The sequence below is a fragment of the Rhizobium sullae genome (genome assembly GCF_025200715.1).
GTDB lineage: Bacteria > Pseudomonadota > Alphaproteobacteria > Rhizobiales > Rhizobiaceae > Rhizobium > Rhizobium sullae.
The window spans coordinates 1,596,237-1,618,811 of sequence record NZ_CP104144.1 but is presented as its reverse complement, the minus strand read 5'-3'; the positions used below and the strand labels follow the sequence as shown (position 1 = coordinate 1,618,811).

Sequence of the window (22,575 nt, the reverse complement as noted above, 5' to 3'; positions counted from 1 at the left end):
AGAGCAATGGCTGAAATACCAGAGAAAGTCGGCTTTGTCGGTGTTGGACTGATGGGGCATGGCATTGCGAAGAACATCGTCGAAAAAGGCTTGCCCTTGACGGTGATCGCTCATCGCAATCGCAAGCCGGTCGAGGATCTGCTGAGCCGCGGCGCCAGGGAGGCAAGCTCTCTCAACGATCTCGCAAAAAAATCGACCATGATCTTTTTATGCCTCACAAGTTCGAAGGAAGTGTCCGCCGTCATCGAGGAAATGCGGCCGGCTCTTGCCCCGCAAACCGTCATCGTCGACTGTTCGACAGGCGACCCGACGGTGACGGTTCGTCTGGCCGAAACGCTCGCTGCGCAGAATGTTCACTTTGCCGACGCGCCGCTCAGCCGGACGCCGAAGGAAGCATGGGAGGGCACGCTGGATTGCATGGTCGGCGCGGATGACGCGACGTTCGCGCGGATTCAGCCGGTGATATCGACCTGGGCAGCGAAGATCGTCCATATCGGTGGGGTCGCCGACGGCCATCGCATGAAACTCCTCAACAATTTCATTGCCTTGGGCATGGGCGCGCTCTTCGCCGAAGCGCTGGCACTTTCCCGGAAGGTTGGGATTTCGGTCGAACGCTTCGACAGCGTCATTCGTGGTGGGCGCATGGACAGCGGATTTTACCAAACCTTCATGGGTTGCGCCCTGGAAGGCAACCGGAATGCCCATCGCTTCACCCTTTCGAATGCCTACAAGGATCTGAAATATCTGGAATCCATGGCGAATGACGCGACGATTGCTGCGCCACTCGCAAGTGCGGTGAAGAATTCCTATGCCGCGGCAGTCGCAGGTGGCGGCAACGGTCCTGAGGATTACGTGCCGCATCTCGCGGACTTCGTCGCCCGGCAAAACGGTGTGGCGTAGCAATTGCCGCCAGGATAGGGCAGCCTGATCTTGAAATACCTAAGTTGTTGGGTTGTTGTCTCTCGTTCTCCCGCAAAAATAGCAGCAAGCCGCGCGAACGGTGCCAAGGGTGGACGTCCCAGGAAATCGGTCTAGCGCACATCGATGCTGAAGTCTCAGCTTGGGAACCCCATTCTGGAAGGCCGCTCTGCTCGTCATTGCCTGAAATCGGTTTGATGAGCTTCTAATCGATATTATCTTAGTAGGTAAGTTGACGCTTCGCGCGAAATCAACTTCTATCCGCCACCGCTTTCTGGGGAGGTTGAAGGATGCGTTTCGTAACAAGGATTGCCGAACTGCGGGAGCACATCGCGGCGATCAAGAATGAAGGCCGGACGCTCGGCTTCGTCCCGACGATGGGATTCCTTCATGCCGGGCATATGGAACTGGTCGCGCATGCCCGCAGCGAGAACGATGCCGTCGTCGTCTCCATCTTCGTCAATCCGCTGCAGTTCGGCCAAAACGAAGACCTCACGCGATATCCGAGAGACCTCGAAAGGGACAGTGCCATGCTCTCTGACGCCGGCGTTGATATTCTTTTCGCCCCAAGCGCTGACGAGATGTATCCGCGCCCAATGCAGACTATCGTGGACGTACCGTCGCTTGGTAGCGAGTTGGAGGGTGCCGTGCGGCCCGGACATTTTACAGGTGTCGCGACCGTCGTGACCAAGCTTTTCAATATCATTCAGCCGCATGCGGCCTATCTCGGAAAAAAGGACTACCAGCAAGTCATGATCATCAAACGGATGGTCGAGGATCTTGCTCAGCCGGTTCGCATTGTCGCCGTCGAGACCGTGCGCGAGGCAGACGGGCTGGCGTTCTCGTCGCGTAATAGCTACCTGACGGCTGACGAGCGTGCTGCTGCAGTGATCGTTCCAAAGGCGCTCGATGAGGCTGAACGACTTTACAATGAGGGAATCGATGAGCCGCAAGCGCTCGAGGCCGCATTGACCGCGTTCATTGCTCGCGAGCCGCTCGCCGTGGCTGAAGTCGTCGCCGTTCGCGATCCGATGACCCTAAAGCCGCTCGAAACTTTGCGCGATCAGTCAGCGCTTGTCGCCCTCTTCGTACGGCTCGGCACGACCAGGCTTCTCGACAACAGGATCATCGGCCGCCAGGGCCAAACCCATTCGAGGGCTGCGTGATGAGCAAGGCTTCCAGTCAAAAGCGGCTGACACCGTCTCGCATCCAGTCCATGAAGGGCTCAGCGCCGATCGTCTGCCTGACCGCTTATACCACACCGATGGCGCGCGCCCTTGATGCTCATTGCGATCTGCTTTTGGTCGGTGATTCCGTCGGGATGGTGCTTTATGGTCTGCCGAGCACGATTTCCGTTACACTTGACATGATGATCGCCCACGGCCAGGCGGTCATGCGCGGCGTCACACGGGCCTGCGTCATCGTCGATCTGCCCTTCGGCAGCTATCAGGAATCGAAGGAACAGGCTTTTCGAAGCGCCGTGCGGATCATGCAGGAAACCGGCTGCGATGGCGTCAAGCTGGAGGGTGGCGAGGAGATGGTCGAGACCATCGCCTTCCTGACCACCCGCGGCGTGCCGGTCTGCGGACATATCGGGCTGATGCCGCAACAGGTGCATACGGCCGGCAGCTACCGTTCGCTCGGCCACTGCGAAAGCGAGACCGCCAAGATCAGGCGGGATGCCAGAGCGGTTGGCGGGTCCGGTGCTTTTGCAGTCGTCATCGAGGGCATGGTCGAACCTCTGGCGCGCGAGGTGACCGCTGCGGTCCACGTACCCACGATCGGCATCGGCGCCTCGCCGGCCTGCGACGGGCAGATCCTGGTTGCCGACGACATGCTCGGCATGTTCACGGATTTCACGCCCAAATTTGTCAAGCGCTATGCCGGTCTCGCACAAGCGATTGACGACGCGGCAAGCGCTTATGCCGACGATGTCCGAAACCACCGCTTCCCGGGTAAGGAACACACCTTCGAGATCCGAACTCCACCGGGTTGATCCGCAGGTTCTGCATACCATCTTCCTGTCGGCGTTTAGAAAAAGTCTTCGAAGCCGGGCAGGCCGATCTTTTTCGCAAGAACAGGGAAACATTATCCGCAGCGCTGTCGATTTCGGCGCTCGTCAATCGTCCTTGCACAGGCGAACGCTCAAGTTCCAGATCGGCATTCGAATGACAGCCGGTGCCTTGCGTTCAATAGCCTGGGAGAGACGGCAGATGGCTCCTCTCTCACGATCAGATCGACGGAGGATATTATGACCGATCATCAGCAACTTACACCTGCAATCGAACTCGCCCGCAGAAACGGTGCGCGATTTCCAAATGAAAGTGAAGACTATCGGCGTGCGCGCGATGCTCTGCTTGCCGAAGAGATCGAGTTGCGCCGCCACATCGAGCGCGTCGCCGAGCAAAGGCGCGCTCTTCCGCCTGGAGGCGGGGTGAGAAAGGAATATAGGTTTCAGGGAAATGGCGGTCCCGTGACATTGAATGACCTGTTCGCCGACAAGGATACATTGGTTGTCTACAGCTACATGTTCGGTCCCGAACGGGAGCGTCCTTGTCCTATGTGCACGTGCTTGCTGTCTGCCTGGGACGGTGAAGTGCCCGACATGCAGCAACGGGTAGCGCTGGCGGTCGTTGCTCGCTCGCCCATCGAAAGACTGCTGTCGTTCAAGAAGGAGCGCGGCTGGCGCTATCTGCCGCTTTATTCGGACATTGATGGCGACTACAGCCGGGACTATCGCGCGCTCGGCGAAGGTGGCAGCGATGATGCCGCGTTCAATGTCTTCACCCGGCGCGACGGCACGATACGCCACTTCTGGAGCGAAGAAATGGGACAAGTGACGGCCGATCCGGGACAGGATCCGCGCGGTGCGCCCGACCTCATGCCGATCTGGACGGTACTCGATGCCACGCCGGAGGGACGTCCGGCAGATTGGTATCCCAAGCTTTCCTACTCATCTCAAACATAAAAAATCGCGGGCGGTGTCGGATAACACGAGCTCTTCGAGGTCGGTTTTTGGCACCGTCCCCGCTCCGTTCCTGAGCAAAATGATCAAGCCGGGTCAGTGGTGACATACGAGACGCTCCTAGATCACCCTCTGTAGGTCGTCCCGGTAGATTAAACGGCTTTCCGGGTGAAGAACGAAGCACTCGCCGATACGTCCGTCCGCCCAGCTTGGCTCCCGGAGACCGCCATGTCCCCGGTTCCAAGATAACTGGAGCTCGACGGAACGACCAGATGCGCGATGGACATCGAGTGAGGCCGTCTTGCGTTCCAACAAAAGCAAGGAAATTGCTATCTGACCTTGATGACGACCTTGCCCTTGGCACGTCCTGTTTCGACGTAAGCCAGAGCCTCGTTGGTCGCTTCAAATGGAAAGACCCGATCGACAACCGGGCGGATCGCTCCCGATTCTATAAGGGACGTGATTTTGCTCAGCTGATCACCCTGCGCCCACATGAAAAGGAACGAATATCTCACGCCACGGTGCTTGGCCTTGATCCGAATAGCGCGGCTTAATAGGTGCAGTATCAACCGCAGCACCAGGTTCAGTCCCTGCTCCTTGGCAAATTCGGGATCCGGGGGACCGGAGATGGAGATGAGCTTCCCACCCGGCTTCAGCACATTCAGGGATTTTTCAAGCGTTCTGGTATCCTGGCTGTTCAAGACGACATCGTAGCCCGACAGGACGTTCTCGAAGTCGTCTTTCCTGTAGTCGACGACGACATCGGCGCCAAGACCCTTGACCAGATCGGCACTCGCTGCGCTCGCTGTCGTCGCAACGGTCGCGCCGAGCTGCTTTGCCAGTTGAATGGCGAGTGTTCCCACGCCGCCGGAGCCGGCCTGAATGAAGACTTTCTGTCCCTTCTTCAGCTTTGCCCTTTCGACGAGCGTCTGCCAAGCAGTTAGACCGACCAGCGGGATCGAGGCCGCCTCTTCCATGCTGAGGTTCTGGGGCTTCAAGGCGACGTCAGCTTCATTGATGGCGATCGATTGGGCGAACGTTCCTATCCGGCCATCGCGCGGCCGCGCGTAGACTTCGTCACCGGGCTTGAATTTGCGGACGTTTGATCCCACCCGGACCACCATCCCAGCCACATCGTGGCCCAGGATGAAGGGTCGGCGATAGGGAAGGATGAGCTTAAATTCGCCTGTTCTGATCTTTGAATCCAGCAGATTCACCCCTGCGGCATGGACCTCGACCAAGACATCGTGGTCCTGAAGCTCGGGCTCCGGCATCTCGGCCAGCCGCAGAATGCCCTTTTTATTATACTTATCGACAACGAACGCCTTCATGGCAGTAACTTTCTAAGAGGATCTGTTGGTGTTTTGGGACGAAACAAGCCGAATATTTTCAGCTGCATAGCCGCCCTGCGGGAGTGCCTCAGCCTCAAGGAAGGACAGAGCTCTCGGGACGAAATCGGCGAAGTTCTGAAATACCCCGCCATGCCCCGCATCCGGGTAGATAACCAGATGCGCCCCCGGGATACGCCGGGCGAGATCGTAGGTATTGCTGCTCGGCACCATCTTGTCTTGGTCGCCATTCGCAACCAAAGTAGGAACGCGGATGGCGTTCAGATTTTGCGGTGCCTGCAGTCCGTAGGCCTTGATCGCTTTGAGTTGCGCGCCGAACGCGCTCAGCGATATCGCCCCATCCCGGTCGGTGCGGCGCTCTTTCAGCCGTTCCAAAAATGCCTTGGCGGCGCGGCGCCCATTCGGCGTCCTTGTGAAGAAGAGATAGTACTTCGGATCCCGAAAAGTCAGCGCGCCCTTGATCATGTCCATGATCGTCAGCGGCGTCACCTTGTCGATGCCTTCCCCACCGGCCGGCCCCGTGCCAGCCAGGATGAGTTTGTGCACAAGCTTAGGCTCAGTCAGCACAATCTCCTGCGCCACGAAGCCGCCGAGTGAAAAGCCGACGAGGTCGACTTCCTCGAACCCCAACGCCCGGATAAAGGCGACCGCATCCCGCGCCATCTCGGAAATGGTCGACGGAGTTTTGCCACCCGAAGCACCGATGCCGCGATTGTCGAAGGCAATCACCCGCCGGGTCGCAGCGAGGCCGTCGACGATGCGGGGATCAAAATTGTCCAGCTGAGCAGCGAGATGGTTGAGCAGGATCACCGGCACGCCCCTCTTAGGCCCGACCTCCCGGTAGACAAATGCCGTGCCGCCGACATCGACAGAGCGAGTTGGCGTGTCATGGAACAAGGTCCGTGAACGGGGCGACTGATTGAATGTATGCGTCATGCGTGGCACCTCCGTCCTGTAGGGCCTGGCAATTGTGTTTGTGGTGCTAGTCGCATGTGCGTGAAATCTTCTGCCTCGCTGTTGTTCAGACCGGTAAGCGGAACTGCTTGCGCAGGCTCTTGTCGAATATCCCCACGGGGGCAAAGCGGCGCAAGAGGCTGACCTGCCGCGCAGCCTTGCCGGCGGTATAGCGCGGTCGCGGAGGGGCATCGGTCGCGGCCTTCACGACCACATCCGCCACTATCTCCGGTCGGTCGGCTTTCGGCATCACATCGCGAAGGAGCGCGTCGACCCCGGCTCGAGCCCGATTGTATTCTTTCAACACGGAATCCGGCTCGATGCCGTTCTGGTCGAAGACGGTACGGACGAATGCCGGCTCGATGACCGAGACACGAACGTTGAAGGCACGAACCTCATGATCGACGGATTCCGAATAGCCCTCGAGCGCGTGCTTGGCGGCCGAGTAGTGAGCCGAGTATGGCGCGGGGACCAATCCCAGGATCGAGCCTATGTTGATGATGCGCCCTCCACCGTGCTGCCGCATCGCCGGCAACACCGCATTGGTCATGCGGATGACGCCGAACAGATTGACGTCGAACAGGGCCTGCACCTGCGCGACCGAGGATTCCTCGGCGCCTCCACGCATGCCGACGCCGGCATTGTTGACCAGGAGGTCGATACGGCCGGTCTGCGAGTGTACCGTCGAAACCAGTGATGCGACCGACTCGCCGTCGGTTACGTCGCAAACCAGCATGGTCACCCCGTCTGGGCCGTTGCTGACCGCGCGCCGACTTGTCCCGAAAACAGTAAACCCAGCCCGCGCCAGTGCCTCGGCGCTGGCACGGCCGATACCCGAGGAGGCTCCGGTCACGAGCGCCGTTTTTCCCGAATTCGTCTTCATTTCGTGCTCCAAAATCGTGAGGGCTAGCTTTTTCGCGTTAATTGCATTACACTTGTAATATAGGATTATGAGCATAATGCAATAGCAGAAAGGAATGCAGCCATGCGCTACGAAAAGGGCCGAAAGGACGCGTCACGCGGCCGGATCATGGAGGTCGCCGCCGACCGATTTCGGAGTGACGGCATAGCTGCGTCCGGACTGGCAACCATCATGGGCGACGCCGGACTTACGAACGGGGCCTTCTATCCGCACTTTCACTCCAAGGCGGAGCTTGTGCGTGAAAGCGTGGTGGCAGCTATGGAGCTCCAGTCGCAGCAACTTGCGGAAGCACTGGCCGCTCTTGGCCCGGAGATGGCCATAGAGGCGTATCTGTCAGCTGAGCACCGGGACAATCCGGGAAAGGGCTGCGCTTCTGCCGCGCTGCTGCCGGAGCTCGCGCGCCAGCCACCCGAAACGCGCGAGGTCTATACCGACCAATTACTGTCTTTGGTGCGCCAGTTGTCTGCCGCACTTCCCCAGGCCAAGGATCCGGACGGCGTGGCACTGGGCGTCTTTGCGACGCTCATCGGCTCGCTGCAACTGGCCCGCGCAGTGGAAGGGACGGAATTATCAGATCGCATGCTCGCGGCGGGGAAAGCTGCGGCGAGGGCGCTGATCCAGCTGCGTCAGGACGAAGTGGTGTCCTGACGCAGGGGCGGACTGCCTTCCAGGATAAGTCTGTTTTTGAGCCAGATGCTCGCCTTACTAAGGTCGCGTTGCCACGCAAATCCGAAAACAACTGTGGGCCAATCAGGCCCTGCTACCACCTGACGCGAGATAGCTTGTTGATTTTGCGCCCGAGGACCGCTCCGCCGACTTTTTTGGGAATGAAATCCGCCCGCCTCGAGATACCATTAGAAGTGTCTACCTGCGCGAACGGGATAACCCATTAGATTAATTGATTTCTTCAGGAATAAAGCCACCGGTCTGGCGTTTCCACAGACGGGCAAAAAGGCCATCCCGTTCGACCAGTTCGTCGGGCCTGCCTTCTTCCACGATGCGCCCCTGATCGAGCACGACGATCCGGTCCATCCTGGCGATGGTTGAAAGGCGGTGTGCGATGGCAACGACCGTCTTTCCCTCCATCACCAGGTTGAGCTTTTCCTGAATGGCGGCCTCAGATTCGCTATCGAGGGCGGAAGTCGCCTCATCCAGCACGAGGATCGGGGCGTCCTTCAGCAGAACGCGGGCGATCGCCACGCGCTGCCGTTGGCAGCCGGAGAGCTTGATGCCGCGGTCGCCGACAAAGGCGTCATAGCCCTTGCGCCCTTCGCCGTCCGCAAGGTCGGCAATGAACGCATCGGCTCTTGCCATCTTCGCCGCCTGTTCGATCTCATCCGGTGTCGCCTCGGGCCGGCCGTAACGGATATTGTCGCCGACCGAACGGTGCAGCAGCGCGACGTCCTGAGCAATGACCCCTATTTTGCGGCGAAGGCTTGCCTGCGTCACCGCGCGGATGTCCTGTCCATCGATCAAGACCGCGCCGTCCCGTATGTCGTAGAAGCGCAGCAGCAGGCTCACCAGCGTGGTCTTGCCGGCCCCGGAGAGGCCGACCAGGCCGACCTTCTCGCCGGGCCGGACCGTCAACGACAGCTCATCGATCACCGGCGTGCCGGACCTGTAGGCAAAGCGGACATTTTCGAAACGGATCTCCCCGCGGCGGACCGCCAGTTCGGTGGCGGCCGGCCGGTCGGTGATGGTAGGCGGCGTCGTCATCACCGGCATGGCGTCCTTGATGGTGCCGATCGCCTGGAAGATCTGCTGGCCCATCTGCAAGAAGGTGAAGGTGTGCCCGGACAGCCGTTGGAGGATGTAGACCGCCCCGACGAACTCGCCGACCGTCAAAAAGCCGTTGACGAGGCCCGAAAAACCGATCGAAAGCATCGCCAGCCAGAGCGCCATATTGAGCGCTACGACAGTCAGTTCCGACGTGCGGTAGATGCGTTGTTCCCTGTGCTGCGTGTGCATGGCCTTCTGAATGATGTGGCGGATGGCGCCCGCTTCACTGTCTTCGGCCGCAAACTGCTTGATCATCTGCATGTTGGTGTAGAGATCGGTAATGGCGCCGGCGACGAGGCTGCGCTGCTTGGCGGTGCGGCGCGAGCGTTCGGCGAAGACTGGCGCCATCTTGACGGCGAGCGCCACATTGAGCGCGATCCAGACGACGACCGGCAGGGCGAGCTGCCAGGACAGGCTCGTAAGCAGGATTACGGAGCCGACCATCTGCAGCAGAAAGCGCGGAATGGACTGGAAGGCGGCGATGATCTGCTGCTGGACGGCGGACGCCACCTGCGACAGGCGCGAGGCGACCTGTCCGGCAAAGAGATCGTGAAAGAAGGCAAGATCCTGCCTTTCCACTGCCTTGTGACCCTGCCATTGGATGGCGGCCGGCATGCCGACACCGAGCGTATGCGAGGTGAGGGCGTTCGTAAGAAACGAGGCGACCGGCATGCCCGGAAAGATCAAAAGCCCGAGGAAAGTAAGAAGCGGCCGTTCGCTGTGCAGGAAGTCAGACGCGCCCTTTTGCGTCACGCCGTCGATGATGACCGAAAGCCCCCAGACGATCGTCAGGTTGATTGCCTCCATCGCCATGGAGGCAAGCGCCAAGACGATCAGAACGCCGCGGAACATCGAGATGAAGTGCAGAAGGACGGTCACAGGCCCCTTGGAAGGCAGTGGCCGGTAGGGAATATCGAGCGGCCGGATCAGCGTCTCGAAGGGACGGTAGATCGCATCTGAAATCGACATGGGCCACTCGATCAAATGTCGGGAGGAGCGAGAAAGTCAGCTACGCGGATCGTATAGGATCATCTTCCGGCTGCAATCTCAATTAGAAAATCTTAGAAAATGTTCGGAAATAGGCGGGTCGTGACAGGCGACCGCGGCATCGGCCGGATCGCGCCTTATGGCAGTCGTTCCTACGTTCCGCTCATTCATCAAAAGCGGACATCGCCGACCGCTCGCGGAGCGTCAAGGTCGTCCGACCGCCGACTGAGCCGGGTTCAGCGCCCCGGCATGGCAGCCTGTCTGCGCACCCGCGCAAACTGCAGGCCGGCAATGCCAGCGGTCGCAGCAAGCGCCAGGCCGATCGGAATAAGGCTCGAGGGCTGGTCGGCCCTTCTGAGCACGGCGGTGACGTCATATCCGACATCCAGCCCGATGCGTTTGGCATAGGAACCGAAATCGACATTGCTGATGATCAGCGCGTCGCCCGCTTGCGTGATGGTGAGACCGATGCCGCGCAGCCGCTCCAGGGGTTCGCCTGGCTCGCCGAGCGGGACGTTTACGGTCTTGCGGACGTCGTCGCCCATCAGATCTACACCCTCAACGACGAAATTAATGCGCCCATCGGCCGGCGTCTGCGCGACTGCCGTCAGGAACTCGCTCGCCGGCAATTCCTCGTAAGGCGGCGATACCTGATTGAGCCACCAGTCCGGCCGAAACAGCGTAAAGCATATTAGAAGCAGGGCCGCGCTTTCCCAGAGGCGGCTTTTCGTCACGAACCAGTTCATCGTCGCGGCAGCGAACAGCAGGATGGCAATCAACGAGGCCGTCGCCACCAAGATCGTCTGGGGCCAGGTTTCGACTCCGATCAGCAGGATTGCTGGATTGAAGATGAAAACGAACGGCAGGATCGCCGTGCGCAATGAATAGAGCGCGCCCTGGAAGCCGGTGGCGATCGGATCCTCCTTGGAAATCGCCGCCGCCGCGAAGGCCGCCAGCCCCACGGGCGGGGTGATGTCGGCCATAATGCCGAAGTAGAAGACGAAGAGGTGGACCGCGATCAGCGGGATGGGCAATCCGGCCTGCGCGCCGAGATCGACCACGACTGGCGCCATCAGCGTCGCGACCAAAATGTAGTTTGCGGTGGTCGGGATGCCCATGCCGAGCACAAGGCTGATCGCGGCGATGAGGATCAGCATCAGGATGACGTTGCCGCCGGAGACGAACTCAACGAGTTCCGTCATCATCAGACCGAGACCGGTCAGCGTGATCGTGCCGACGACGATGCCGGCGGTGGCCGTGGCGATACCGATGCCGATCATGTTGCGAGCGCCGAGTGCCAGCCCGTCGATCAGGTCGTCCCAGGCGGCACGCACCGAGGCGGCGAGGTCTTCGTTGCGGAATATTGCCATCAGCGGCTTGCGCGTGGCGACGATGGCGAGGATCGACACGGTCGCCCAGAACGCCGAGAGGCCGGGCGACATCTGCTCGACCATCAGGCACCACAGAAGCACAGCGATCGGGATAAGAAAATCCAGCCCGGTCCGCGTCACGTCCCAGGCGCGCGGCAGTTCCAGGATTGGCGCATTCGGATCGTCGAGCGCGAGATCCGAATAGCGGGAGGAATACCAGACGGAGGCGATGTAGAGAGCGACGCCAGCGATTGCGAGCACCGGCGGCGCGGCCACACCGAAGACGGCCTTGATAGCAACGATGCCATAATAGACGATACACACGGCGAGAATGCTGCCGGACAGTCCCAGTCCCATCCGCAGAATCCGTTCCCTTGCCGGCGTTGGACGCTGCGGGATGGTCTTCAAGTCCATCTTTATCGCTTCCAGATGGACCATGTAGAGTAGCGCGAGATAGGAGAAGACCGCAGGCAACAGCGCGTGCTTGACGATCTCCGAATAGGGAATCCCGACGTATTCGACCATCAGGAAGGCGGCCGCGCCCATGACGGGCGGCATGATCTGGCCGTTGATCGAGGCCGAAGCCTCGATGGCGCCCGCCTTGACCCCGGAAAGGCCGGTGCGTTTCATCAACGGGATCGTGAAGATGCCACCTGACACGACATTGGAGACGGACGAGCCGGATACGACGCCGTTGAGAGCCGATGAAACCACGGCGACCTTCGCCGGGCCACCGCGCAAATGGCCGAGCAGCGCAATGGATATCTGCATCATCCAGTTGCCAGCGCCGGCCTTTTCCAGAAGCGTGCCGAACAGGACGAAGAGAAAGACGAAGCTCGTCGACACGCCAAGCGCGATGCCGAAGACACCTTCGGTGGTTAGCCATTGATGATTGAGAAACTTGGTGAGCGATGCGCCGCGATGCTGGATCACATCCGGCATGGACTGGCCGGCAAACGTGTAGAAGATGAAGACGCAGGCCACGACCACCATCGGCAGGCCGAGCGCGCGGCGCGTCGCCTCGAGGAGCAACAGGATGCCGACGGTGCCGGTGACGAGATCGAGCGTGGTCGGCTGGCCGGGCCGGCCGGAAAGCTCGACATAGAAGAGAAACAGATAGGAACCGGCAAAGGCGCCGACGACTGCCAGAACCCGGTCGAGCAGCGGCAGGCGATCGCGGGGCGAGGATTTCAGAGCCGGATAGGCGAGGAAGGTCAGAAACAGCGCGAAGCCGAGATGGATGGCGCGCGCTTCGGTGTCATTGAGGATGCCGAAGCCGAACACGAATGGCAAAGGCGAAGCGTACCAGAGCTGGAATAGCGACCAGGCAACCGCAACCCAGAGCAGGATTCGACCGACGGTCCCGCCCGGATGCCGGCCACCCGTATCGGCCTCCGCAACGAGCTGTTCTAGATCTTCAAGATTAACGTCAGCCGGCTGCTTCTTCGCTTCGCTCATGACGCCCTCCCGTTGCGGATGCCGCCGGCGAGTTCCCCCGAACTCGCCGCTCTGTCGTCAGGTCGCGAAGCCTACTTCAGCCAGCCCTTCTCCTTGAAGTATTTTTCGGCGCCCGGATGCAGCGGCGCGGAATTTCCCTCCCCGACCATCTTTTGCGGATCGAGATTGGCGAAGGCCGGATGCAGCGACTTGAACTCGTCGAAATTCTCGAACACCGCCCTGGTCAACTGATAGACGCTCTCTTCGGGAACCTTGGCCGAAGCGACCAGCGTGGCAAGCACGCCGAAGGTCTCAGTGTCCTCGGCATTGTTCGCGTAGAGACCGCCCGGGATGACTGCCTTGGCATAGTAGGGATTTTCCGCGACCAGCTTGTCGACCACTTCGCCGGTCAACGGCACCAGCTTGGCGGCGCAGGTGGTGGTCGGGTCCTGGATGTTCGCGGAGGGATGACCGACACCGTAGAAGAAGCCGTCGATCTTGCCGTCGCAGAGCGCCGGGCCATGTTCGTCGGCCTTCAGCTCCGATGCCAGCGAGAAGTCGGCCAACGTCCAGCCCATGGCGCCGAGCAGGCGCTCCATCGAGGAACGCGTACCGGAACCGGGATTGCCGACGTTGAAACGCTTGCCCTTGAAATCCTCGAATTTCGTCACGCCGGCGTTCGGATGCGCCAGTACGGTGAACGGCTCCGGATGGATCGAGAACACTGCGCGCAGGTCGGCATGGGCGCCGCCTTCCTTGAATGATTCCTCGCCCTTGAAGGCGTTGTACTGGACGTCGGATTGCGCCATGCCGAAGTCGAGCTCGCCTTCCTTGATCGTGTTCACGTTGAATGCCGATCCGCCGGTCGATTCGACCGAGCAACGGATGCCGTGTGTCTTGCGATCCTTGTTGAGCAGGCGGCAGATGGCGCCGCCGGCGGCATAGTAGACACCGGTGACGCCGCCGGTGCCGATGGTCACGAATTGTTGCTCCTGCGCAAACGCACTGCCGGCTAGCAGAAACGCGCCCGCAAGCATCGCCGCCTGCGTGGCACGGCCGATCATGACTATATTTTTCATCTGGTGCTCCCTTTCTTGTTCCCGGCGTGCCGATACTGCCTATAAGGTTTGCATGTTCGACCGCATTCGGCTTATGTTACAACTGGTTCACTTTCTCAAGCAAGGGCATATTTGTTACATAGAGAAATGACGAGCTTCGCGACCACACAAGACAAAATTCTGGAAGTGCTTCCGTCGCTCAGCACGGAGCTCCGCAAGGCAGCCCGTTTCCTGCTCGATCATCCCGACGAAGTTGCGCTCGTTTCCATGCGCGTGCTGGCGAGCCGCTCTGAGGTGACGCCGACCACTTTCGTAAGACTCGCCCGCCGTCTCGGCTTCGGCGATTGGGCGCAACTGCGCGAGCCGTTCGAGAACAGGCTGCGATCGGGCAGTTCGCCCTATGCGGCGAAAGCCGACGCGCTGGTGCTGAGATCGGCTCGGGAGACGATCTTCGCCGAATCCGTCAACGCGACGGCGGCCAATATCACGGCAGCCACCACGACGAATTCAACGCACGACGTAGAGGCTGCATGCGTCCTGCTTGAAAAAGCCAAGGGTGTTCGCGTCGTCGGGTTCCGGAGCTGCCGCGCGCCGGCACATTGCCTGGTCTATCTTTGCCGCATGTTCCGGAACGACGTCACACTGCTCGGCAGCGACGGCGGAGCCCTCGAAGCCGAACTGGCCTCGCTCGACAGGGGTGAGGCGGTGGTGGCGATCGGCTTTCAGCCCTATTCGCGGGAACTCGGTCTTGTGACCGACGTGGCGCGCCGCCGCGGCGTGCCTGTACTGGCGATTGTCGACAGCATGGCGGCGCCCCTAACGCGGGACGCCGACGTGATCCTGCGGTTTTCGGTCGACAGCCCGTCGTTCTTTCCGTCGGTGGCGGCGGCGGTCGCGACCGTCGAGGCGCTTGCCGCAACCATGCTGACGCGCAGCGGGGCGAAGGGCGCGGCCAAGGTCAGGCAGACCGAGGCGGTACTGACCGCGTTGGGCGCATATATGCCGGATTGATCTTGTGCTCAGGCGACGGCCGCATCGACGGCGTCGCCAAGCCGTTCGACGATCGTGTCGATTGCCGCCCGGTCGATAATGAAGGGCGGCGCAAGCAGCACATGATCGCCTCGCGCGCCGTCGATCGTACCTCCCGCCGGATAGACCAGCAGGCCACGCGCCATCGCCTCGCGCTTGATGCGCGCATGCAATTTGCGGCTCGGGTCGAACGGCTCTTTCGACGAACGGTCCTCGACCAGCTCAAGCCCCATGAAAAGGCCACGGCCGCGGATGTCGCCGACATGGGTGTGGTTGGAAAAGCGCTCACTGAGGCGCCGGGCGAGATGGGCACCCATCGCCTTGACGTTGTCGAGCAGGCGATCACGCTCGATGACCTCTTGGACGGCAAGTGCTGCGGCGCAGGCCATAGGGTGACACATGTAGGTATGGCCGTGTTGGAAGAAACCGGAGCCTTCCGCGAAAGCGTCGAAGATGCGACGTGACAGTAGCACTGCCCCGATGGGCTGGTAGCCTCCGCCGAGGCCTTTGGCGATTGTCATCAGGTCGGGCACGACGCCGTCCTGCTCGCAGGCATGCAGCGTTCCCGTGCGACCCATGCCGCACATCACCTCGTCGAGGATCAGGAGCACGCCGTAGCTGTCGCAGACCTCACGGATGCGCCTGAAATAGCCGGGAACGGCCGGCACCGCACCCGCCGTGGCGCCGACGACGGGTTCCGCGACGAAGGCCATGACGGTATCCGACCCCAGTTCGAGAATCTTGTCCTCGAGCGCCTTGGCGGCGCGCAGGCCGTAGGCCTCCTCACTCTCGCCGGCTTCGCGGTAGCGGTAGGCATAGCATGGGTCGATGTGATGCGTGTCGATCAGCAACGGGCGGAATTGCGCCCGGCGCCATTCGTTGCCGCCGGCAGCGAGCGCTCCGAGCGTGTTGCCGTGATAGCTCTGGCGGCGGGCGATGACGTTGCGCCGCTCTGGCCGGCCCGTCTCGACGAAAAACTGGCGCGCCATCTTGAGCGCCGCTTCCACCGCTTCAGAGCCGCCGGAAACGAAATAGGCGTGGCTTATGCCTTGGGGCGCGCCGGTGATGAGCATGTCGGCCAGTGTCTCAGCCGGCTCGTTGGTGAAAAAGCTGGTGTGGGCATAGGCGAGCTTGTCGGCCTGTGCGTGGAGGGCGGCTATCACGTCGCGATGGCCGTGGCCGAGGCAGGAAACCGCCGCGCCGCCCGACGCGTCGATATAGGCGCGGCCATCGCGGTCGAAGAGTTCGATGCCCTTGCCGCCACTCGCGACGGGCAGAGTCGCGTGGATCTGGCGGTGCAGGATGCGTGTCATGCTTTCCTCGATTGACGATGGCGCGATTTGGAGCGAACTTATCATGCAACATATGTTACACATCACGCAATACTGAAACAATTGGACTGTATCTATCCATGACCGCTGATTCGAGCCCGACCGGCCCAGGATTCATCGCGCCAACGGCAATCGCCGTTGCGCCGAACGGCGGGCGGCGCGGCAAGAGTGACCACCCCGCCCTGCCGATCGGCCCGAAGGAACTGGCCAGCACCGCAGCCGCCTGCCTCGAGGCGGGCGCCGCGATGATCCATGCGCATGTTCGTGATCGAGAGGGCGGTCATTTGCTCGACGCCGACGCCTACCTTGAGGTGACGAAAGCGATACGCGATGCAGTGGGCGAGCGTCTCGTCGTCCAGATCACCAGCGAGGCCGTCGGCAGGTACAGACCGGCTGAGCAGATGGGGGTGGTGCGCGCCACCCGTCCCGAGGCGGTGTCGTTGGCGCTGCGCGAACTGGTCCCAGATGCCTCCCTTGAGACCGCGTTCGCGGACTTCCTGTCGTGGCTGAAACGCGAGCGGATCGCCCCTCAGATCATCCTCTACACGCCCGAGGAGGCGTCCGCTCTGGCTGTCATGCAACAGCGTGGGCTCGTGCCATTCGACGATGTCCCGGTACTCTATGTGCTCGGACGCTATACGCCGGGACAGATTTCGCGGCCGGCCGACCTGCTTGCCTTCCTTGTTCACGGCCGTCCGCGCTTCGCGCACTGGATGGTCTGCGCCTTCGGTCGGGAAGAGACCGCATGCGTTGCCGCAGGTGCGCTGCTGGGCGGTCATGCTCGCGTTGGCTTCGAGAACAATCTTGTTCTGCCGAGCGGCGTGACAGCTGCCGACAATGCTGCTCTGGTCGTTGCGGCTGCGGCCGCACTCGAGGCTTGCGGCCTTGAAACCGCGAGCGCCGACGAACTGCGCGCCGATTGGTCGATCGGGCGTTAACCCTCACCCGCGCACCTTGACGCAGGTTTCGTCCCCATACCATTTCGCGGTTACATCGCTTGCGCTGTCTGAAGCGGTAGCCGGCCGCGGCAAGGGCGGCGTCAGGAATAACCGCTTCGGCGTCAACTGAGGACATCCGACTTTCGGGGTTCAACGTTCGCTATGGTTCTTCCATCCACCCCAAGCAGACATTCTGCTTCCAGCGCTTTTCAGCCGAAGGCCCGCGACGGCCGTCGGCTTGGGGAAACGTCGATCCGGCTGAACTACTCAGACCGGGCGAACTTCGGCAAGCCGCTTGACTGCGTACTCGTCCTGCCAGCAGACGGCGGCTTCCCATGCGGCTGACGCTTGCGCGGCGATGTCATGAGCGCCGTCGTCGAGAGCGGCAGCGTTGCCGGGTAGCACCAGGTCAAGGTCGGGGACGTCGACGTGTGACTCATCCCAGTCGATCAACGCGATCCGATCTGCGGTCATGCGGACGTTGCCGGGGTTGTTGGGGTTGCCGTGGACAACGCATGTCTGGCGTCCGACTAGCCGCGCCCATGCTGCTCGACATCGAATAACGCCCTCGGGCGGCATCGCGGTGAGGTTGATCCTCGTTCCGGTTTCGGCATGCAGGAGGTCGCTCGACGATCGCCAGCCAGGGCGCTGCGGCCAGCCCTGCGTCAGCCGATGCAGCTCGCGGAGCGTGTCGGCCACGCGACGCCAGTCGGTCTCCGTCTCGGGCGGTCCGCCTTCCATGTATCTCATGACCACGAGACCGTCCACGAACAGCCGGCCGTCCATCGTCGGAATCGGCACTGGAACGGTCATCCCTTCACGGTCGAGATGTTGGAGCAGCCCGGTTTCCCATGCGAGATCAGCGTCGGCCCTGGAGCCGAGACGGCCGACCGCGATCTGCCCGTAGATGCGAACGCTCCACACGTCGTTGGCAACGCCGCCGGTGAGTGGTTCGATGCGAACCGCGTCTTCACCCCATTGCCCGAGTGCTTCCCATCCCATTGACGATATCCCTGGCGGTCATGATCAAAATCGACGGAGAAATAGAAAAAGTTTGCGACGCCACGATGTCCGCTGTCGGCCCCCAAAGCGGCCATGTCGGGTTCCTCGACTTCCGATCAGGCCTTGGCAGAAATCGCGCTGAGTTCTTCCAAATCGAGGTCCCGTTCGAGTTCACGAAGGGTCTCATCGTCGATCTGCCCAGCCCTACGCAGCCGTATAAGTTCTGTTCGACCGACGGCGACTGCCTCAAGAACAACGTCGAAATGAGCATGGAGCATCGGGACATAGTCCTCAGTTCGTTGCGCGTAGTCGATGATGGCTGTCGCGCGATGCTCGTACCTTCTCAGCAGTTGCGGATGGATCAAGTTTCCGTCGGTGTCAAAGGCGAGACTTTTTACCTTCGCGAATTGAACCTGAGCCATCGCTGCCTCCGCCTGGCTCATCGTCATCGGCGCCCCCTCGGCTTCCGTTCCCCGCAACCCAGCCCAGGAAATCACCGCTCCGAGTGTCGTACCTTGCAGGAGCACGGTCCCCATGATCACCGCAAACGCGATGACGAGAATGAAGTCTCGTCCCGGAAAGGCATCCGGCAGGCTCAATGCCAGGGCAAGTGTGACCACGCCTCGGACACCCGCCCAACTCAGAACCGTAGCGGCGCCAGTTCCCATGGGAACTGACCGTGCAAGCCCCGTTCGGTGCGCTAATTCGATTGCTACATCGGAGGCGAAGATCCAAACGAAGCGAGCGACGACAATGGTGACAAGGATAGCAAGCGCCGGAAGAGCCATAGTCTCAAGTAAAGCGCCAAAGCCTCCACCGCGTTCCACGATGTCACGGAGCGACAGACCGATAAGAATGAAGACCATCGCTTCCATCAGAAAGACAAGTACTGTCCAGAAGGAGGTGCCGCGCATGCGTGTTGCCGCCGACATGACCGTGTGCTGATACCAGGAAGCGATAAGGCCCGCTGTGACGGTGGCGATGACACCTGATACATGGAGTTGCTCTCCGAGAAGATATGCAATCCAGCACATTAGCGTTGTCGCGGCGATCATAAGGTAATCGTCGTGTAATTTCCGTACAAGCTTTACCCAAGCATATCCGACCACGCAGCCGACGATGGCTCCTCCGGCGGCAAGAAGGATGAACGTCCCGGCAGCGTTGGTTGCGCTGAAGGCGCCAGTTGTTGCAGCGGCGACCGCGAACCGGAAGAGCACCAACCCGCTCGCGTCATTCAGGAGGCTCTCTCCTTCCAGAAGGATCTGAAGTCGGCGGGGCAAGTTGACTCGCTCGAGAATGGCACGAGCCGACACGGCGTCCGGGGGCGAAACGATGGCACCAAGCGCTGCGCAGCCGGCCCACGGCAACGACGGCATTAGAACATGGGTAACAACGGCCACGACCACGGTCGTGAAGAACACCGCACCGACAGCTAGCGAGGCAATACCAAACATGTGGCGTTTCAGCCGATCCACTGCGATGGACCACGCACCATCAAACAGAAGAGGTGGAAGGAAAATGACCAGCACGAGCTCGGGATCGACCTCGATCGCTGGTAGCCCAGGCACGAAGGCCAGAGCGGCGCCGCCAGTAAGCAGCGCCACTGACGGCGGCAGTCCCAGCCGATGGGCGAGATAGTGAAGCGCAATGATCGCAAGAAACATCGCGATCACCAGTTCGAAGAGGTGGGTGCCGTCCATTTATTTCTCCGCGACTAACGCGGCGCACATCAAATGTCGGCTTCGGTCAAAACGCAACACTGGTGAAGCCAGGCCAGAGCCTCAGAAGTCGGTTGAGACAGAGACCTCGCGCCAGCGGCTGATGATATCTGCATCTGAGGCATGCTTGGCCTTGATCGCAGCAACCGTGTCGCTTCCGAACGGCATGCGCACGGGTGGCTGATCGACGTCGGCAAAGGCAACGACCTGCCGAGCGAACTTCTCCGGGTCTCCAGGCTGGTTGTGATTGAGTGATGCCGCGTGCTCGCGCACAGCGCCTGCCGTTCCATCATAGTCGCGGATCCGGTTGCTGCTCGCCGACAATGAGCTGGGATCGAGGAAATCCGTCCGGAAATAGCCCGGCTCGATCACGGTCACATGGATTCCAAGGGGTCCGAGCTCCGCTTGAAGCGCCTCTGACAATCCCTCAACCGCGAACTTGGTGGAGCAATAGACTCCGAAGCCTGCACCAGCGCGATATCCGCCGATGGAGGAGATGTTGAGGATGCGGCCGGAGCGCTGTGCCCGCATTTGCGGAAGGACTGCTCGTGTCACCGTCAGTAGGCCGAAGACGTTTGTCCGGTAGAGGCGTTCGACATCCTCCGCCGTGGCTTCCTCAACCGCCCCGATGAGACCGAAGCCCGCGTTGTTCAACAGCACGTCAATAGACCCGAAGCGTTCGACGGCCTGTCTGGCTGCCTCGTGAGCCTGATCTTCGTTGGTGACGTCCAGGGTCGCAGCGATAAGGTTGTGCCGCTCCCCGAGCTTGTCGGTGACTGATGCCGCACGGCGGGCGGTGGCAACGACGTTGTCTCCCCGCTCTAGGGCTAGCTGCGCGATGCGGGCGCCGAACCCGCGCGATGCTCCGGTTATGAACCAGGTTTTCATTTCGATCTCCCTCTGTCCTGACGGGTTTACTCGGCCGCGACTGGCAGCTCCCAGAGCTTGTTGAACGCGATGCTATCGAAGAACGCTGACGCCTTGACGATCCTGCCGCCATCAAGGTCGAGGAACCACGCATAGGTGTTCTTGTACCGTTGACCGTCCTTCGCTGTTCCTGCCGCATCGAAGAAGACGATGACCGTATCGCGATCCGCGTATATGTCCCGGATCGTCGGCTTGAGGCCGACGCTCATTCGGGAGTTGAACGGCTTGATCACCTCGTTGATGAAGGCATCCCGGCTGCGGTAGGTTTTAGACGCCGCTGAGTTTCCTGTGATCGTCCACTCGACGTTGTCAGCCAGCAGATCATATGGACTTCCGGTGCCCGAGGCCCATGCATCGAACGCCGTCTGGATGGTCGCCTTGTTGGCAGTCTCGTCGGCGATGGCCGTGCCAGCAAAAGCGGTGGCGGCAGAAACGGCGACCGCGACAGCGGTCCCTCGAAGCGTTGCCACTGATGTCTTGCGTCTACTCATCTCTGAACTCCTTGGAATGAGTCATCATGCCGATGGACAAATCCCGGCGGCGGGAGAAGAGCGGCGGGGGCAACGCCGCAGGTATTTTAGATTTGGGCTTCCCAGGCCTTGAGCTGGTGATCCTTGAGCATGTCCTCGATCACCTTCGGGCAGACATTGCGGAACTTGCCCGTGTCGGACGGAACAATCTCGATCATGCGATCAATCATCTCGGTCGGGTCCATCTTGCCTTCCGGCGTGGCGAAGAAGTCGTCGAAGCCCTTCCGGAGATCGGCACGCTTCGTGAAGTTCTTACCGTCGTCCATCCAGCGGAACGGGTTGTCAGCCATCGTTTCATTGTATCCGGTGTAGTAGGCGCCGGGATTGATGGTTTGGATCTTGATGCCGTAGGCAGCGAGTTCCTGCTGCAGCGCCTCCGCGATCGATTCCAGCGCATGCTTCGTCGAGACATAGGTGCCCCAGTTCGCCGGCGTGAACAGACCGCCCATCGAGGACGTGAAGACGACCTTCTTGCCATGATGCTTGCCTTCGCGAATCCACCGCTGGATGACACCCTGCGTGAGCGTCAACGGAAGGAAGACATTGGTTTCGAAGTTGCGTCGGACGATATCGACCGGGATTTCCCAGACCGGGCCCGGTTCACCCTGGCCCGCATTGTTCCAGAGAACGTCGAAATCCCAACCCTGCGCCTGCTTGATGTCATAGGGATCCGTGAGGTCGAGGCGCTCGACGCGGATGCGTTTGCCGAGATCAAGCGCCGCCACTTCCTCGCGCATGGCCGTGACCATCGGCGAAACCTGGCAGGTCGCAATGATATTGTGGCCGTTCTTGGCCATTCCAATTGCAGCAGCCTTGCCGAAGCCCGAGCCGCCGCCGGTGATGAGGATCGTCTTGCTCATGTCATTGCCTCTCTGTGATTGGGTTGATGTCTAGCGGAGCATCGCCTCGAAGGCGGCAAGTCCCGCCCTGGCGATCTTGGTGTCCTGTTCAATGGTTCCGCCGGAAACGCCGAGCGAACCCGCCATTCCTCCATTGGGACATTTGAGAGCGATCCCGCCTCCATAAGGTGCCAAACCATCGTTGGTCAGCTCGAGATGCGGCGCTGGGGCTCCAGGCTTCAGGTAGTCCCAAACGTCCTCGCTGTTGCATTGAAAGAGCACCGCGGTCTTGGCCTTCCGGATTGCGATGTCGATGGACCCAAGGACCGCGCCATCCATCCGGTGAAACGCCTTCAGGTGTCCGCCGTCATCGAGGATCGCGATGATCGCCGCCAAGCCCATCTCCCGTGCCTTGGCTTCAGCATGATCGATGATCGCTTGCGCGTTGTGAGCCGAAATAGGCATTGGCAAACCTCCCTTTCGTCCGCCTCATTTTTGATGGATGGACTGTCGAACGGAGGT

20 protein-coding genes are annotated in these 22,575 nt (G+C 60.8%); 7 read left to right on the top strand and 13 right to left on the bottom strand.

Annotated elements, in window-relative coordinates:
- Positions 1 to 6: 6 nt before the first annotated feature.
- The 4 genes from N2599_RS28405 (at position 7) to N2599_RS28390 (ending at position 3,886) form a co-directional block, all read left to right on the top strand.
- Positions 7 to 900, top strand: coding sequence for an NAD(P)-dependent oxidoreductase (locus tag N2599_RS28405; RefSeq protein ID WP_027510390.1), 894 nt, complete (start codon positions 7 to 9; stop codon positions 898 to 900).
- Positions 901 to 1,208: 308 nt separating this feature from the next.
- Entirely contained in the window at positions 1,209 to 2,084 is an 876-nt protein-coding gene (panC, locus tag N2599_RS28400; protein ID WP_027510389.1) for a pantoate--beta-alanine ligase, read from the top strand.
- A complete protein-coding gene (gene panB, locus N2599_RS28395) occupies positions 2,084 to 2,914 on the top strand; it encodes a 3-methyl-2-oxobutanoate hydroxymethyltransferase (protein ID WP_027510388.1) in 831 nt (276 codons plus the stop codon). Before panC ends, panB begins: the two co-directional genes overlap by 1 nt.
- A 255-nt stretch (positions 2,915 to 3,169) precedes the next feature.
- Positions 3,170 to 3,886 (top strand): DUF899 family protein, encoded by a 717-nt coding sequence (locus N2599_RS28390; protein WP_027510387.1) that lies wholly within the window; start codon positions 3,170 to 3,172, stop codon positions 3,884 to 3,886.
- Between the two features lie 326 nt (positions 3,887 to 4,212).
- Here the strand turns inward: N2599_RS28390 and N2599_RS28385 are convergent, their stop codons facing one another.
- The 3 genes from N2599_RS28385 to N2599_RS28375 form a co-directional block, all read right to left on the bottom strand.
- The gene (locus N2599_RS28385) at positions 4,213 to 5,214 is read right to left on the bottom strand and encodes an NADP-dependent oxidoreductase (protein ID WP_027510386.1); all 1,002 of its coding nucleotides are present in this window, start codon (positions 5,212 to 5,214) and stop codon (positions 4,213 to 4,215) included.
- 12 nt (positions 5,215 to 5,226) lie between these two features.
- Entirely contained in the window at positions 5,227 to 6,168 is a 942-nt protein-coding gene (locus N2599_RS28380) for an alpha/beta fold hydrolase (RefSeq protein WP_084606470.1), read from the bottom strand.
- A gap of 85 nt (positions 6,169 to 6,253) precedes the next feature.
- Entirely contained in the window at positions 6,254 to 7,069 is an 816-nt protein-coding gene (locus N2599_RS28375; RefSeq protein ID WP_027510385.1) for an oxidoreductase, read from the bottom strand.
- Positions 7,070 to 7,171: 102 nt separating this feature from the next.
- Here N2599_RS28375 and N2599_RS28370 point away from each other — a divergent pair, with 102 nt between their 5' ends.
- Positions 7,172 to 7,756: a TetR/AcrR family transcriptional regulator gene (locus N2599_RS28370; protein ID WP_027510384.1), complete on the top strand. Its 585-nt coding sequence runs from the start codon at positions 7,172 to 7,174 to the stop codon at positions 7,754 to 7,756.
- A 246-nt stretch (positions 7,757 to 8,002) separates the two neighbouring features.
- Here N2599_RS28370 and N2599_RS28365 read toward each other — a convergent pair whose 3' ends face one another.
- From N2599_RS28365 to N2599_RS28355, 3 genes are all read right to left on the bottom strand, one after another.
- Positions 8,003 to 9,856 carry an ABC transporter ATP-binding protein gene (locus N2599_RS28365; protein ID WP_027510383.1) on the bottom strand — a complete coding sequence of 618 codons (1,854 nt, stop codon included), beginning with the start codon at positions 9,854 to 9,856 and terminating at the stop codon, positions 8,003 to 8,005.
- 254 nt (positions 9,857 to 10,110) lie between these two features.
- The gene (locus N2599_RS28360; RefSeq protein ID WP_084606469.1) at positions 10,111 to 12,702 is read right to left on the bottom strand and encodes a TRAP transporter permease; all 2,592 of its coding nucleotides are present in this window, start codon (positions 12,700 to 12,702) and stop codon (positions 10,111 to 10,113) included.
- Positions 12,703 to 12,773: 71 nt separating this feature from the next.
- Positions 12,774 to 13,760: a TAXI family TRAP transporter solute-binding subunit gene (locus tag N2599_RS28355; RefSeq protein WP_027510381.1), complete on the bottom strand. Its 987-nt coding sequence runs from the start codon at positions 13,758 to 13,760 to the stop codon at positions 12,774 to 12,776.
- A gap of 126 nt (positions 13,761 to 13,886) precedes the next feature.
- Here N2599_RS28355 and N2599_RS28350 point away from each other — a divergent pair, with 126 nt between their 5' ends.
- Entirely contained in the window at positions 13,887 to 14,750 is an 864-nt protein-coding gene (locus N2599_RS28350) for a MurR/RpiR family transcriptional regulator (protein ID WP_027510380.1), read from the top strand.
- An 8-nt stretch (positions 14,751 to 14,758) separates the two neighbouring features.
- Here N2599_RS28350 and N2599_RS28345 read toward each other — a convergent pair whose 3' ends face one another.
- Positions 14,759 to 16,081: an aspartate aminotransferase family protein gene (locus N2599_RS28345; RefSeq protein ID WP_027510379.1), complete on the bottom strand. Its 1,323-nt coding sequence runs from the start codon at positions 16,079 to 16,081 to the stop codon at positions 14,759 to 14,761.
- Positions 16,082 to 16,179: 98 nt separating this feature from the next.
- Between N2599_RS28345 and N2599_RS28340 the strand changes: the two genes are divergently transcribed.
- A complete protein-coding gene (locus tag N2599_RS28340; RefSeq protein WP_051336580.1) occupies positions 16,180 to 17,037 on the top strand; it encodes a beta-keto acid cleavage family enzyme in 858 nt (285 codons plus the stop codon).
- A 267-nt stretch (positions 17,038 to 17,304) separates the two neighbouring features.
- Here the strand turns inward: N2599_RS28340 and N2599_RS28335 are convergent, their stop codons facing one another.
- The 6 genes from N2599_RS28335 to N2599_RS28310 all read right to left on the bottom strand — a co-directional run bounded on the left by N2599_RS28335 (position 17,305) and on the right by N2599_RS28310 (position 22,518).
- Positions 17,305 to 18,039 (bottom strand): phosphotransferase enzyme family protein, encoded by a 735-nt coding sequence (locus tag N2599_RS28335; protein ID WP_027510377.1) that lies wholly within the window; start codon positions 18,037 to 18,039, stop codon positions 17,305 to 17,307.
- A 116-nt stretch (positions 18,040 to 18,155) separates the two neighbouring features.
- Entirely contained in the window at positions 18,156 to 19,739 is a 1,584-nt protein-coding gene (locus N2599_RS28330) for a Na+/H+ antiporter (protein WP_027510376.1), read from the bottom strand.
- A gap of 81 nt (positions 19,740 to 19,820) precedes the next feature.
- The gene (locus N2599_RS28325) at positions 19,821 to 20,645 is read right to left on the bottom strand and encodes an oxidoreductase (RefSeq protein ID WP_027510375.1); all 825 of its coding nucleotides are present in this window, start codon (positions 20,643 to 20,645) and stop codon (positions 19,821 to 19,823) included.
- Between the two features lie 26 nt (positions 20,646 to 20,671).
- Positions 20,672 to 21,175: a nuclear transport factor 2 family protein gene (locus N2599_RS28320; protein ID WP_051336579.1), complete on the bottom strand. Its 504-nt coding sequence runs from the start codon at positions 21,173 to 21,175 to the stop codon at positions 20,672 to 20,674.
- Positions 21,176 to 21,261: 86 nt separating this feature from the next.
- Positions 21,262 to 22,074 (bottom strand): SDR family oxidoreductase, encoded by an 813-nt coding sequence (locus N2599_RS28315; RefSeq protein WP_027510373.1) that lies wholly within the window; start codon positions 22,072 to 22,074, stop codon positions 21,262 to 21,264.
- 30 nt (positions 22,075 to 22,104) lie between these two features.
- Entirely contained in the window at positions 22,105 to 22,518 is a 414-nt protein-coding gene (locus N2599_RS28310) for a GlcG/HbpS family heme-binding protein (protein ID WP_027510372.1), read from the bottom strand.
- Positions 22,519 to 22,575 lie beyond the last annotated feature (57 nt).

Coding starts and splice junctions, on each gene's coding strand:
- N2599_RS28405 (WP_027510390.1), top strand. CDS start 7: ATGGCTGAAATACCAGAGAAAGTCGGCTTTGTCGGTGTTGGACTGATG.
- panC (WP_027510389.1), top strand. CDS start 1,209: ATGCGTTTCGTAACAAGGATTGCCGAACTGCGGGAGCACATCGCGGCG.
- panB (WP_027510388.1), top strand. CDS start 2,084: ATGAGCAAGGCTTCCAGTCAAAAGCGGCTGACACCGTCTCGCATCCAG.
- N2599_RS28390 (WP_027510387.1), top strand. CDS start 3,170: ATGACCGATCATCAGCAACTTACACCTGCAATCGAACTCGCCCGCAGA.
- N2599_RS28385 (WP_027510386.1), bottom strand. CDS start 5,214: ATGAAGGCGTTCGTTGTCGATAAGTATAATAAAAAGGGCATTCTGCGG.
- N2599_RS28380 (WP_084606470.1), bottom strand. CDS start 6,168: ATGACGCATACATTCAATCAGTCGCCCCGTTCACGGACCTTGTTCCAT.
- N2599_RS28375 (WP_027510385.1), bottom strand. CDS start 7,069: ATGAAGACGAATTCGGGAAAAACGGCGCTCGTGACCGGAGCCTCCTCG.
- N2599_RS28370 (WP_027510384.1), top strand. CDS start 7,172: ATGCGCTACGAAAAGGGCCGAAAGGACGCGTCACGCGGCCGGATCATG.
- N2599_RS28365 (WP_027510383.1), bottom strand. CDS start 9,856: ATGTCGATTTCAGATGCGATCTACCGTCCCTTCGAGACGCTGATCCGG.
- N2599_RS28360 (WP_084606469.1), bottom strand. CDS start 12,702: ATGAGCGAAGCGAAGAAGCAGCCGGCTGACGTTAATCTTGAAGATCTA.
- N2599_RS28355 (WP_027510381.1), bottom strand. CDS start 13,760: ATGAAAAATATAGTCATGATCGGCCGTGCCACGCAGGCGGCGATGCTT.
- N2599_RS28350 (WP_027510380.1), top strand. CDS start 13,887: ATGACGAGCTTCGCGACCACACAAGACAAAATTCTGGAAGTGCTTCCG.
- N2599_RS28345 (WP_027510379.1), bottom strand. CDS start 16,081: ATGACACGCATCCTGCACCGCCAGATCCACGCGACTCTGCCCGTCGCG.
- N2599_RS28340 (WP_051336580.1), top strand. CDS start 16,180: ATGACCGCTGATTCGAGCCCGACCGGCCCAGGATTCATCGCGCCAACG.
- N2599_RS28335 (WP_027510377.1), bottom strand. CDS start 18,039: ATGGGATGGGAAGCACTCGGGCAATGGGGTGAAGACGCGGTTCGCATC.
- N2599_RS28330 (WP_027510376.1), bottom strand. CDS start 19,739: ATGGACGGCACCCACCTCTTCGAACTGGTGATCGCGATGTTTCTTGCG.
- N2599_RS28325 (WP_027510375.1), bottom strand. CDS start 20,645: ATGAAAACCTGGTTCATAACCGGAGCATCGCGCGGGTTCGGCGCCCGC.
- N2599_RS28320 (WP_051336579.1), bottom strand. CDS start 21,175: ATGAGTAGACGCAAGACATCAGTGGCAACGCTTCGAGGGACCGCTGTC.
- N2599_RS28315 (WP_027510373.1), bottom strand. CDS start 22,074: ATGAGCAAGACGATCCTCATCACCGGCGGCGGCTCGGGCTTCGGCAAG.
- N2599_RS28310 (WP_027510372.1), bottom strand. CDS start 22,518: ATGCCTATTTCGGCTCACAACGCGCAAGCGATCATCGATCATGCTGAA.